A 13120-nucleotide genomic window follows, 5' to 3' on the forward strand; every position below is an offset into this window, starting at 1 on the left:
TCAGTTGCATTTTTTCCGATTAAATCAACACTTGGCAGCGCTTATCTGTGGACCATGACACGTTCACCCGCGGTATCAATATCAACCGCTTAGGGCTTGCAATAGTCTCGGCAAAATGACTGTTGGAAGCAGGTGCGTTTCGACAGTATTGCCATTTCGGTTTGGGTAACCCGACATGAAGATAATTGCTGAGCTAGGCATCAACCATCGCGGTTCTTCGAAGGTTGCCGAACAGTTGATCGATATCGCTGCGGAGGCCGGTGCCTGGGGCGCAAAGTTTCAGTACCGCGCCCAGCAGGGATTTTACCAGGCCACCCATGAGATCGGCGACGAAATTCTGAGCCGCGAGATAGACGAATGCTACATGGCGCCTGAAACCATGTTGCAACTCGCGGAGCTCATCCGGGCGCGCGGAATGGCAGCCGGGATCAGCTTTTTCAAGTTCGAGGATGCGGCTGACTTCGGGGACCGCATTCACGAATTCGATTTCTTCAAGGTTCCGTCAGCTGAACTTCTCAATCAAGAGCTCATTTTCGCCATTGCCGGGCTTGGAAAACCGATCATCCTGAGCACGGGAGGTCATGGCGAAGACGAGATATTGCGATCGATTGAGGCAACCCGGTCGATCCCCGACATCAGCTACCTCCACTGCATCTCGAACTACCCGGTCCTGCTCGGCAATCAGCAGATGCGGTTTATCGAGACACTGAAATCGCACACCCAGGCGCCGGTCGGCTATTCGAGCCATGACCAGGACTGGGAGGTGTGTCTCGTGGCTGCGGCCAATGGCGCAAGCGTGTTCGAGCGTCACCTGTCCATGGACAAGAACGGGCGGGGCATAGACGACAGCTCGAGTTCCGACCCAGAGGAATTCCGTCGTTTGTGCAAACTTCTGAATGCGTTTAACAGCGTTCAGGGATCAGGGCGCCGTGAGATCAATCAGGGCGAACGCATCAACATGCAGAATCTCGGCTCGTCGCTCTATGCCAGCCGGGACATTGCTCCCGGCGAGGTGATTTCTTCGGACAACACCGTGGTCAAGGCGCCGCGCAAGGGCTTGACCTGGACGGAATTGAAGCAGCGCAGCGACAAAGTCGTCAAACGTCCTGTTGCCGCCGGAGCGGCCCTGTCCGAGTTGCACTTCACGGAGGCCAAGGCGCCTCTGGACCCGGCTCTGATTGCGTTTTGCGACGAGCATCAGCTGTCGATCCCGTTGCGTCTGCATGATGCCAGGGTGCTGCAATCAAGGTTCCCGATCCAGAACAACGAGCTGCATCTGTCCTATGAGGAGGTGGCCGCCTTCGGCCGCGACATGTCAGGTGAACTTGCCCGGCTCGATCTGCGCCGGCACTATTCCATTCACATACCGGACTATATCGACAGCAAGACGCTGATTGATCCGCTGGCGGACGATGATCGCATTCGCAATGGAAGCCGCAAGGTTATCTCGACCTGCGTGGACCTGGCTCTTGAACTCGAGACCAGGACCGGTGCACCGGTTCCGATCGTCGGCAGTTTCTCGCGCCTGAGACCGGAAGGCAAAAGGCAGACCTACCGGGAACTGAAGACTTATCTTGAGGAAGCCGGTCAGCGGCGGGGGGCGCCGATCTATCCGCAATGGCTGCCACGCATTGCCTGGTATTTTGGCGGCGCAGATGTGCTCGACATGTTTTGCGGCGAGGACGATATCGACATCATCGTCGAGATCGGCATGGAAGTGTGCCTCGATCTGTCTCACCTGATCCTGTCCGCCAATTACGCAAAGGCGGACTGGCATGTCTGGTGCGACCGGCTCTTGCCGTTTGCCCGTCATGTTCATATTGCCGATGCTGTGGGAATTGACGGTGAGGGGATAGAATTCGGCCAGGGAGATCTTGGGGACCCGGCTGCCTATCTGGTCGGCCCCCAGCGCAAGGTCCTGGAAGTCTGGCAGGGTCACCTGTCAGAGGGCGACGGTTTTGACAACGCCATCCGGCAACTAGGAGGAAAACATGGCTAAGGTGCTGATCACCGGGATCTCCGGGCAGGATGGTGCGTTCCTGGCGCGGTCATTGATTGAACGTGGCGACGAGGTTTGGGGCGCAATGCGGCGGGGGTCGACCTCCAAGACCGGACGCCTCAAGGAACTTGGAATTCGGGAGAAGATCAAGTTCTGCACGCTTGAGGTGACCGAGTTTGCCAATGTTCAAAGCGTTCTGAACGAGATTCGACCGGACTTCATATTCAATCTGGCCGCCCAGAGTTTCGTTGCCGACAGCTTTCAGTTCCCGCACTACACGTCGGATGTGAACTACATGGGTGTCCTGAACATTCTGGAGGCCATGCGCCTTTTGAAGCTGGACGCGAAGCTCTATCAGGCCTCGACTTCGGAGATGTATGGCGACGTTCTGGAAAAGCCGCAAACGGAAAAGACACCGTTCAACCCGCTCAGCCCCTATGCGGTGTCAAAGCTTGCGGCACACTCTATCGTCGTGAACTACCGTCAGGCTTACAATATGTTTGCCACGTCCGGCATCCTGTTCAATCACGAGTCCGAGTTGCGCGGGTACGAATTCGTGACCCGCAAGATCACCAGCTGGCTTGCACGCATCAAGTTGCAGGATGCGGAGGCAATGCCGCTTGGCAACCTGAGCAGCGTGCGTGACTGGGGCTACGCCCCGGAATACACCGACATGATGGTCAAGATGCTGGACCATGACAAACCGGACGATTTTGTCATTTCGACCAACACCGAATACACGGTTCGCGACTTTCTCTACATGGCTGCGCAGGAAGTCGGCTTTGACCCGGTGCAGGAAGGTGAGGGGTTGGAGGAAAAGTGCCTCGACCGGAAGACCGGCAGGCAGATCGCCTATGTGGATCCGCGGTATTTCCGGGCGTCCGACGTTGTCTATCTGCGCGGCGACAACAGCAAGGCGCAGGAGATCCTTGGCTGGAAGCCGGAGGTTCTGGCACCCGATATTGCCAGACGCATGGCGATCTACGACTTGAAGAAGGCCGCAATCGGCATGCCGGGGCTCTAGTGGTCTTTACGAAGGGCGAGACAAATAGGACGGCATCGAGCAAGCTGACTTAACGGGCACGGATATCTGGTATGGGTAACGCTATCGCGATCATTCCCGCCCGGGGCGGCTCCAAGGGGATCCCCGGCAAGAATATTAAGCCGTTTCTCGGTTTGCCCCTCGTCGCGCATTCCGTGAAAGCCGCGCAGGCTGCGGAAACCGTCTCGCATGTGATTGTCTCCAGCGATGACGAGGCAATCCTGGCGACTGCCCGGTCTCATGGGGCAATCGGCTTGCTTCGACCCGCGGAACTTTCAGGCGATGAGGCCTCCTCGGAATCGGCAATTCTGCATGCCCTAGCGGCCCAGGAGATCTGTGCTTCTGCGGACACGATCGTGATGTTGCAATGTACCTCGCCGCTTACCACGGCGGAGGAGATCGATCTGGTGGTGCGCGAACGGATCCGACTTGAGGCCGACACGGCCTTTTCCGTGGTGGAGGTACACGCGTTTCTCTGGGAAATCGCGGCAGATGGCACCGGGCTCGGCATCAATCACGACGCAACGAAGCCTCGACAGCGCCGCCAGGACCGGCCACGGCAATTTCGGGAAACCGGTGCGATCTATGCCTTTCACAGGGAAGGCTTCGGCGCGGCTGGGCAGCGTTTCTTCGGCAAGAGCGTTCCGGTCATATTGCCCAATGCTACCGAAATCGACCTGGACACGCCGCGCGACTGGCTCGCTCTGGAAGCGTATGCCTCCGCCGTGGCCGGTCAGGAACCTTAACCGAACTTGGTAAATCTTTGATCAGGAAGAAAGAATGAACAACATATTTGAGACATTGTCCCAAATTGGTGTGGCTTCCATCGAAAACAGAGAACTTTTTTCAGAGGGAACGCGCGACCTGAAGGATCTCAAGGTTTATCGGGATCGTATCTCCGGTGTCATCTACATTGACGAGCATTTCGGTGGCGAGGAGATCTACAAGGATGCGCAGTACCGGAAGTCTGACGGACCAAGCAAGACCGAAGCACGCAGTTACGAACTGACACTGGATGCGGAACGCCGCATTGCGGATTACCGCGCTTATGTTGCGGGAAAGCGCGTTCTGGATTTTGGATGCGGCGACGGCGGTTTCCTGAAGGCCTTTCAAGGGTCTGCCACCTATTGCTGCGGTGTTGAATTGCAGCAGGATTATCTCGAGGCACTGAATGAGGAGGGGATACCCTGCTTTACCTCGCTTGATGCCGTGCCGGAGGAAAGCATAGACACCGTTGTCTGCTTTCACGTGCTCGAGCATCTGCCGCAGCCCCTGCCGGTGCTGCAGGACATGATGCGCGTGCTCAGGCCGGGTGGCACCGCGGTTTTTGAAGTGCCCCATGCAAACGACTTTCTGCTGACCTATCTCAAGAACCAGGCCTTCAAGTCCTTCACGCTCTGGAGCCAGCACCTGGTGCTGCACACGCGGGAGAGCCTGATGCGCCTGTTGCAGGTTGGCGGACTGGACCAGGTGGTGATTGAAGGGGTGCAACGGTATCCCCTGTCCAACCACTTGACCTGGTTGTCGGAGAACCGGCCGGGTGGACACAAGTCCCCGATGGCCGCAATTGACACACCCATGCTTGTCGAGGCCTACGAGGCTGCCCTCAATCGCATTGATGCCAACGACACGCTGGTCGCTATCGCGAAGAAACCCGCCTGATTCCAAGGGCACATAACCGGGACGTGCCCTAGAGGTGGAGCCTCGTGTTGCGCCTCAGCGGTGTCCAGTCTGCCAGCTGCCTGTCCAGTTCCCCGATTATCTCAGGAACGTACTCCGCGCAGGATCGATCGGTGTGTGGGTGCATGTAGATCGTGGACGGATACCAGGGTGGGGTTTCCTCCCCCAGAAGCAGGGTTGCTTCCTGCTGGCCGAAGCGAATTGTGGGCACATCGAGAATACCCGCAATGTCGGCAACGCTGGTATTGGCGCTGACCACGAAATCACAACAGGCGGTCAGGGCCGCGGCCCCCGGCAAGTCCGAAAAGAGGTCGAGATCATCAAGGACACGAAACCTGTCCGGTGCCGCGCTCAGAAGAGCAGCGATTTCCTCATCCTGCACCTGATATTGAAGATTCACGAAAACCGCGTCTCTGGAAGTGAGGAGAGGGGCAACTGCTTCGGCGGTGAGATAGTATCGCGCCCGGCTTGCCGCCAGGTTGCGAGACCGCCACGAGATGCCGATCACCGGCTTGTCGTCGCTTCCAGTCAACGAAGACAGGAAACTGCGCGCCCGGTCCCTGTCGAATGTGTAGACAGGGTGGCCAGTCTTTGCGAAAGCTGCAAGATCCGGTCTCAACTGGTCGACAAGGTCGGTGATGTTCGCGTGAAAATCGAAGTCCGACAACGTCGCCTTCAACGCATGGTCCACCATCGGTGTCCGGCAAATTGCCTCTGGGAAGGACTGCTGCAGCACTTGCAAAGCCTTGTCGTGTGTTTCGATGATCACTTTGCCGGCCTGAGCAATCAGTTCCGGCAGCATTGTGCCCGCGCGCAAAACGTCGCCAAGTCCCTGATCTGACCAGACAAGCACCGTCTTGCCGGCTAGATCCTGACCGGACCAAGCCGGCACGTCGAAGACACGCCGTTGGGCCCGGGTGGTATCGCTGTCGAAGCGCGCCTTGTGAAGCGCCCAGCCGTCCTTCAGATGGCCGTTGGCCAAATAGGCCAGCGACAGGTTCCAGTCGATCGTGCTGTTGTCTGACGGTTCCAGCTTCCGGGCCAGCAGCATCGCCTCCAGCGCAGCTGGCAGCTGCCGGTTCATCAGGTAGTTTGCGCCGAGGGTCAGTGCTTTCTGCGCATTGCCGGGATCGGCACCAAGGGCTGCCTCGGCCAGCTGCACGCCCTTGTGGGATTCATTCATGCTGAACATCAGCCGGGCGGCCTCGTGGGTTACATCGCTGTTCCCGGGAAACTTCTTGAGCGCTTCGCTGAGTTCGGGGATCGACTGCTCGAATTGTGCAGCGCTGAGCCTTGTCCGGGCACGCTGAACATGAAGCGCCGCATTGTCGGGCGCGACGGCGATCGCCTTGTTGAACAGGTCGATGGCCTGTTCGACCTTACCGGACTGGGACAGGAGAAGCCCGTAGTTCAAATAGGCATCAATGTAGTCCTGATAGGAAATGATCAGAGCCTTGAAAAGCTTGTCGGCTTCTTCGAATTTGCCGAGCCTTGTCAGGGCGATTCCCTTGATGTTCCAGGCTTCGCGCTCTTTCCGGTCAAGAGCGAGTGCACCGTCGCAAGCCGCCAGGAGAACATCCGGCTCCGAGCCCAGATCCAGATGGGCGTGGGCCAGGTTGGTATAGAAAGAGGATTCCTGAGGGTTCGAACGGATGGCGCGTTCAATATAGTCAACAGCGCGCCTGGGAAATCCTAACTGGCGATAGGTGACCCCCAGGAGGTTGAGCGCCTCTGGATGTTTGGGGTCTTTTTTCAATGCCTGCTGGTAGCATCTCTGGGCTTTTTCCAGTTCACCCGCCTTCTGGTGCTTCACGCCTTTCAGCAGTTTTTCGAGGACTTTCTGTTGGCTCGCCGCGGGATTGGGCATGGTTACGTTGCTCGCTGGCGTTGGCTCTGCTGGAGCTGGTTGGCACGACGTTCAAAAATGGGGTCAGAGGCCAAGGCGCGCATTCCGCGCCTCAGGGGTCCAGTTTGCCAGTTGCCTGCGCAGCTCCTTGATGATCTCGGGCACGAATTCGGCGCAGGGACGATCGGTATAGGGGTGCATGTAGATCATTGTCGGATACCAGGGCGGATTGTTCTGGCCGAGCAACAAAGGCGGTTCCTGTTGTCCGAACCGGATGCTTGGGACACCGAGAATGCCAGCCATATCAGCAACGCTGGTGTTGGCAGAGACGACAAAATCGCAGATCCCCGTCAGCGCCGCGGCGCCGAGTAGATCGTTGAACAGGTCGACGTCCTCGAAGTAGTTGAACTTGTCGGAAAACCTGTTCCTGAAAAACTCCAGTTCCTTTTCGATGGCTTGATACTGAAGATTGACGTAAATGGCGTCTGTCGACTCCAGAATGGGGGAAAACCCGGGCGCGGAGAGGTAATAGCGGGCTCTGTGAGGTGCCAGGTTTTTGGAACGCCAGGAAAAGCCGATGATGGGTTTGTTGTCGTAGTCTTTCAAGCGCTCAAGATATCCACGGGCGCGCTCCTGCTCAATTTTGTAGACTGGGCTCGGCGCGTTGTCGAAGTCTTCAAGGCGGGGGCGCAAATACTTGGCCATGTCGGTAATGTTGACCGTTACATCATAGTCCGACGCAGTGGCAGCCAGGTCCGTGTCCATCTGTGCCTTGCGGCAGGTGGCCTCCGGGAAGGACTGCTGCATGAGGGCGGCGGCCTTGACCGACACCTCGACGATCACCTTGCCCGCCTTTTCAATCAGTTGTGGCAGCATGGTTCCGGATTTGAGAGCATCTCCAAGTCCCTGATCCGCCCAAACGAGGATCGTTTTGTCCGAGATATCCTCACCCTGCCAGGCGGGAACCTCGAAGGTGCGCCGCAAAACCTGTGAGGAGGGGTCTTCGAAGCGGGCGCTGTGCAATGCCCAACCGTTTTCCAGGTCTCCATTCGCAAGATAGGCAAGCGACAAATTCCAGTCGACCGACTTTTGATTTTCGGGTGCGTATTGCTTGGCGAGTTGCAAATAGTTGAGGGCTTCGTCGAATTCCCCATGCATGAGCAGGCTGACTCCGAGTGTCACGTTCTTGTGAAAGTTCGTCGGGTCCGACGCCACGGCTTTGCGGGCGTATCCGATACCTTTGAAATTCTCGTTCATTGTGAACAGCAATCGGGCTGCTTCGTGCTGAACGTCGCTGTTGTCGGGAAACCGTTCCAGGGCTTCCGTGAGTTCATATTGCGACGGTTCCAATTGTTTCAGCTTCAGCCGGCAGCGCGCCCTCTGGACGTAGTTGTTGACGTTGTCCGGGTCGAGCATGATCGCCTTGGTAAAGAAGGTGATGGCATGCTCGGCTTTGTCCGCGTCAATCAGCAGCATGCCGTAATTCTGGTAGGCATCCTTGTAGTTGGGGTCTTCGACAATCAGCTCCTGCAGGATGTACTCTGCATCCTCGTATTTTTTCTGCCTGGTCAACGCGACGGCGACGATATTGCGGGCTTCGCGCTCCTTGGGATTGAGCTCAAGGGCCTTGGAACAGACCAGCAGAAGGCTTTCGGGATCCGTGCCGAGATCCATCATGGCCCGGGCGAGATTGGCATAGAAGACCGACTGCCTGGGGTCGGATTTGATGGCCTTCTGGATAAGGTCGATGGCAAGCTCCGGTTGGCCGAGCTGTCGGTAGCTGACACCGAGAAGATGCAGCGCGTCCGCATTGTTCGGCAGTTTTTTCAGAACCTTTTTGTAACAGTCCTGGGCTTTCGAGATGTCGCCGGATTGCTGGTACTTCAGCCCCTGAAACAGTTTTTCTCGAAGGGGGTTTTGTGCGGATCTATTCGACATCTCGTCTCTGCCACTGGAGAATCATGCAGGAACCATAGCAGGCCAGCTTTGCAAACGCAGGCGGGGCAAGGGAAATGGGAAATTCGCCTGGGGATTTGCAGACATTCGCGCTTCAGGGGGCAGGGCTCATTGAACTGATCGAGGTGGCGCAATGGACGGCAAGGCGTTGCGAGAAAGGCGCGAACAGCGGGCTTCTTCCCGGTTGAGCGGCTGGATGAAACAGATCAACGCCGTTTTTGCATCCATCCGGGAAAGGATCAATTTGCCTGGCAACGTCGCAACAAACTTTTGGAATCCGGAATCACGTCGGTGGAGACCGGCATGACAGACGGCCGTAACAGGCGTCTCACGCTCCGGAAGCCCGGTTGATGTCTGGTCGCTTCATAGTATAAGGGCGCGAAATATCTTATCAGTAGTTGCAGGTCAAAGGTCCAGGGGTGGAACCCAGGAAGGTTGTTCCCTCGCATTGAAGATCTGAGATTGGATTGTGACCAAACACGATCGGCTTCAGGGTCGATGGAACGAATAACCCGCATGCGCAGGATTTGCTTGCCCGAAAAGCAATGCATGCAGGCAGGCGGTTGAAGCATCCGCATTTTGTGGTGCCTTGCAGCGCGGCAAGCCCTGCATATGAACCGGGGGAAGGCCAGGTGCCTGGGGAATAAGCGATGCAGTGGATCCTGCAGAAGTTTGAAGACACCGTAAAACTCGCGACAGCCCTCGAACGACTGGGCATTGGCTACAGCTGGCACAAGGTCGTGCCATTCGTCGGTGATCTTGATCCGGAGCCGGTTGTTGCCGATCGCAACAAAGTCGTGCTGTTCGGTACTTATTCGCTCTGGCGATACGCGGAGCGCATGGCCTACCGGCCGGGGGTCTTCAGGCTGTCGCCGTTTTTGCACCAGGCCTGTTGGCACCCTTACCTTCTGAACGGTCCGGATGCCTTGCTCCTGCAGTTGAAGGACATCCCGAAACGTCTGGCCGGTGAGACGCGCGACTGGTTTCTGCGTCCGGTGGACGATGCCAAGCAGGAGCCGGGAAATGTCAAATCCGCATCGGAAATCATCGCTCTCGCCGACCGGGTGCTCGCGCTTGACGAAGACGAGATCCCGATGGGCTCCTTGCGGCACGACACGGAACTGATGCTTACCCGTCCGGTGCGCATTCTGAAGGAATGGCGGCTCTGGGTGGTCGATGGCCGGATCGTGACCTATTCGCTCTACAAGGAAGGCAGCCGGGTCGTCTATCGCCCAGAGATCGATCCCGAAGCATACGAATTCGCCAGTCGGATGGTCGCGCTCCATCCAGGCTATGCGCAGGCCTACGTGCTGGACGTGTGCCTGACGGAAGAGGGACTGAAACTCCTGGAAACCAATTGCCTCAATGCAGCAGGGTTCTATGCCGCCGACCTGCAGAAGCTTGTGGGCGCGATCGAGGCCTTGCCCGCTCCCTGATCATGGTGCGTGAAGGCCTGTCCCGCCGCCTGGCGTTATTCATGCGCTTTGCCTGGGGTGACTATTGCAGAGCCGCTGAGGCGGAGACGGTTTTGAGCTTCCAGTCCTCGATCAATGTCCCCTTGGTGCTGAGCCTGCTTGCGAGGAAGTAAAGTCGCTGAGTTGCAGGTCCGTTCGGGGCCAGTTCGAAGCGTTGCTTCAGGTAGTAAGGCGGGATTGACTGCGAATAGAGAGTGGCTGTGACGGTGACCTGGGTCGGGTCCGTGCCCTCCGGAAGGGCAATCCGGTATTCCAAACGGTCGGACCCTGCAACGAAGTCCGGATCCTCGGAAGCTCGGCCCTCCGGAACCGTGGCTTTCATGAAAGCTTCCGTCACCTTGCTTTCGCCAAACTTGGCCTTGAATGCCGACGTTCCCGGCGTCAGCGCACCTTGTGGTGTCAGCCGGTTGTCTTTCGGGTGATAGACGCGGTGCACGAAACTTGTCGTGAATTCCCGCTTTGCGTTCTGGGTCAGTTCTTCATAGATCTGAACCTGTTTCTGGTCGGTTATGACGTTGTGGTGCGGTTGATACAAAGCCGTATCTGCGCCCTTCGGTACAACATCCAGAAACTCGGTTTCCAGCGGGGTACCCGTCCCGTCGACAATCACGCCTGCACCATTGGTGCAGCCGGAGCACCAGAGCGTTTTGCCGTCTGCACTGGTCGCGCGCACTTCAAGGAAGGCGCGCCGGAAACCAACCCCCGAAGGTAGTCGGTGACCTGTCTTGTTGGACACTTGTACGCGCGCGACGAGCCCCCATAGCCCTCGTTCAGCTCTAGCGAGATATCGGCTGTCTCCTCTGCTGCCTGCAGCGCCATGGTGTCGATTGTCAGTTGGGCGCCATTGGTGGCGTAGGTCATGGGGTCTGTCAGGCTCATGCCCATCTCGGCACTGAACTGCCGCAACATCTCGACCAGAAAAACGTTCAGGCCGACATAATTGTGACGACGGTAACCTTCACGGAAAGGCACATCGAGTTCGTCCTGGGGCAGCCGGTTGGCGACGTCCGGCAGCGTGTCGTCCTGGATTGCCGCAATCTGTGTGGTGATTGACGGTACGCTCAGACTGCCATCGACACTCTTGAAATCCGTTTTCATGTGGCAGCTCTGGCACGTCCGTTCGGTGGCCTTTTCACTGAAGCGGCTGTTTTGCCATTCAAGATAGGTAGCCTGTTCGACCGAGTGCTGGAACTTGGTCAAGGGTTCCTGGAACGTTGCGCCATATTCGGCGTTCAGGAAGGCAGCGCCATTGCGCCCCGCCTTGTTGAAAACGTCCTGGTCTGCGGCGGTGTAGCCTTCAAGAGGCACGCTTGTGTTCGCATCCACATTCGGAAGGTTGATCGTGTGACAGGTGCCGCAGACCTCACTATCCTTGATGTAGGCGTCGTAGACCGGCGTGATCCCCATGGCATTCTGCATCGGATTGCGGCGCACGTTTTCGTAGGGCCCGACCAGCCGGTCGGCCTCGTTCAGGCGAAACACGCCCGTTGTTCCGTTCATCAGAAATGTGTCGAGTTTGTTGTAATCCGGCTGTCCTTCTGCGCGTTGCGGCGGGGCGATGTGATGGCAGACCGCGCAGGAAATGCCTTCACGCGCAAGATTGCCATACACATGGTAAGGCAGCGTGCCGTCTTTCTTCTGCTGTTCTTTCTCGGCTTCGGTCAGCGGCGCGTGCAAAAGGGTATAGTCCACCTTGAAGTCGTTGGGCTCCAGCCCCGCACCCGGATCGGCGTGGGCGTCGATAAGAAGCTGCCGTTGTCCCATTGCCCCGTGACAGGAGAGACAGGTGGTGCCGAGATTGCTCTTGAGGTCATCTGCCCCCGCAGCGTCCAGCAGCGCGAATTCGCTTTCGAGTTGAGCAAAGAAGATAGGGTCGCGGCCGGCGAGCCCCATCGGCGACCAGCGCCACTCGCCATATTCGGAAATGTTGTAGCCGTCGCCATAGTTCGGGCCGGTCTGGAGAAACATGGTCGTGCCATAAGGCGGTCCACCCAACCCTCCGTGACAACCGACGCAATTGTCGGATGTCAGGAAATGCTGAGCGCCGCCCGGTCGGCTCGGCACGTGGTCCAGCCACTGGCTGGGCAGCGTTTGAAGCCGGTCTCTCGCAACGTCGATACCACCGGCAGGTGGAAAGGTTTTTGCAAATTCCGGATTTATCGTGGAAGGGGAGGCGGCGGCTGTCGCGTTGGACAGCTCCAGCGTGTCGTCATTATGAAAGAGGTCCTGGATCAGCGCAGCTTCGCTTTTGCCGTTCGCCGGTCGTTGCACTTCCGGCAGCCTGAACGGGCCAGGCGGGAAGCCCTCCATGTTGCGCCAGCTCTCGTCGACCCGAAAGATAAGCGGTTCGCCGTCATAGCCCTCGATGTTGGCGAGAGCCGAGAAGGTCAGCTCTTCCGCTGCAGAGGCGTGGCAGCGCATGCAGGTGCCGTCACCTGCCTGTCCCGACGCCGGGGAAAAAGGCGGATCAAACGAGTCAATCTCGGCAGACGGCTCGACCGAAGCAAAAAACCAACCGCCATGCGAAACCGAACTGTCCTTGACCAGGACTGTCCAGTTCAGACCACCGGTCTTCAGAAGGAAGGAAAGCATTTCGCTGTCCACCTTTGCCGGATCGTCCGGATGAAGCACCTCAAGCAGTTTCCGGTACTCCACATACCGGGCGGCCGGCGCAGAGACCATTTCCTTGACGATGATGGCGCCGTCGGGAACGGTGCCTTTGCGGCCTCCCTCGAGCCAGTCGATCAGGCCCGGCGAATAGTAGATGCGGACGGCCGGGTGGGTGCCGTAATTGGTGTCGAGCAGAAAGGGGCCGGTGTCGCGCCAGCGCTTGTCGTGTTTCCAGCCTTCCTTGGCGAATGTTCGGTTGGCAACAAACGGGTAGAGCTTGGCTTCATAGTCCAGAAGCGGCAACTCCGACGGGAGCGGCAAGCGTTCCGATACCGGCTGCGCCACGGCAGCGCTCATGCAAAGAAGACCTAGTATTGCGACGGCAAGGGAGCGAAACATCGACGACACCTCCGGCGGCAGACATGTGAGGATGGTTGCATGTATGGGTTGTGCCTGGCAAGTTCGTGGCCTGCTTGCAGTTGAATACCATTGATCGGAGGTTAACCGCGTCT

The 13120-nt window shown here is 57.8% G+C and carries 9 protein-coding genes; 5 read left to right on the forward strand and 4 right to left on the reverse strand.

Features of this window, described 5'->3' with window-relative positions:
* Positions 1 to 175 precede the first annotated feature (175 nt).
* The 4 genes from CHH27_RS02690 (at position 176) to CHH27_RS02705 (ending at position 4703) form a co-directional block, all read left to right on the forward strand.
* Positions 176 to 1999 carry an N-acetylneuraminate synthase family protein gene (locus tag CHH27_RS02690; RefSeq protein ID WP_094070211.1) on the forward strand — a complete coding sequence of 608 codons (1824 nt, stop codon included), beginning with the start codon at positions 176 to 178 and terminating at the stop codon, positions 1997 to 1999.
* Positions 1992 to 3023 carry a GDP-mannose 4,6-dehydratase gene (locus CHH27_RS02695; RefSeq protein WP_094070212.1) on the forward strand — a complete coding sequence of 344 codons (1032 nt, stop codon included), beginning with the start codon at positions 1992 to 1994 and terminating at the stop codon, positions 3021 to 3023. Before CHH27_RS02690 ends, CHH27_RS02695 begins: the two co-directional genes overlap by 8 nt.
* Positions 3024 to 3094: 71 nt before the next feature.
* On the forward strand, positions 3095 to 3787 hold the full coding sequence (locus tag CHH27_RS02700; RefSeq protein WP_094070213.1) for a cytidylyltransferase domain-containing protein: 693 nt from the start codon (positions 3095 to 3097) through the stop codon (positions 3785 to 3787).
* A 34-nt stretch (positions 3788 to 3821) separates the two neighbouring features.
* A complete protein-coding gene (locus CHH27_RS02705; protein ID WP_094070214.1) occupies positions 3822 to 4703 on the forward strand; it encodes a bifunctional 2-polyprenyl-6-hydroxyphenol methylase/3-demethylubiquinol 3-O-methyltransferase UbiG in 882 nt (293 codons plus the stop codon).
* A 28-nt stretch (positions 4704 to 4731) separates the two neighbouring features.
* Here the strand turns inward: CHH27_RS02705 and CHH27_RS02710 are convergent, their stop codons facing one another.
* Both CHH27_RS02710 and CHH27_RS02715 read right to left on the reverse strand, forming a co-directional pair.
* Positions 4732 to 6588, reverse strand: a complete 1857-nt coding sequence (locus CHH27_RS02710; protein ID WP_094070215.1) for a tetratricopeptide repeat protein — start codon at positions 6586 to 6588, stop codon at positions 4732 to 4734.
* 63 nt (positions 6589 to 6651) lie between these two features.
* Positions 6652 to 8505, reverse strand: coding sequence for a tetratricopeptide repeat protein (locus tag CHH27_RS02715; protein ID WP_094070216.1), 1854 nt, complete (start codon positions 8503 to 8505; stop codon positions 6652 to 6654).
* A 668-nt stretch (positions 8506 to 9173) separates the two neighbouring features.
* On the opposite strand from CHH27_RS02715, the gene CHH27_RS02720 reads away from it, so the two are divergent.
* Positions 9174 to 9959: an ATP-grasp domain-containing protein gene (locus tag CHH27_RS02720; protein WP_094070217.1), complete on the forward strand. Its 786-nt coding sequence runs from the start codon at positions 9174 to 9176 to the stop codon at positions 9957 to 9959.
* Positions 9960 to 10020: 61 nt separating this feature from the next.
* Here the strand turns inward: CHH27_RS02720 and CHH27_RS02725 are convergent, their stop codons facing one another.
* Positions 10021 to 10671 carry a hypothetical protein gene (locus CHH27_RS02725; RefSeq protein ID WP_157738654.1) on the reverse strand — a complete coding sequence of 217 codons (651 nt, stop codon included), beginning with the start codon at positions 10669 to 10671 and terminating at the stop codon, positions 10021 to 10023.
* Entirely contained in the window at positions 10605 to 12965 is a 2361-nt protein-coding gene (locus tag CHH27_RS02730) for a hypothetical protein (protein WP_094070219.1), read from the reverse strand. Before CHH27_RS02730 ends, CHH27_RS02725 begins: the two co-directional genes overlap by 67 nt.
* Between the last annotated feature and the right edge of the window lie 155 nt (positions 12966 to 13120).

It is taken from the genome of Labrenzia sp. VG12 (assembly GCF_002237595.1).
Lineage (GTDB): Bacteria > Pseudomonadota > Alphaproteobacteria > Rhizobiales > Stappiaceae > Roseibium.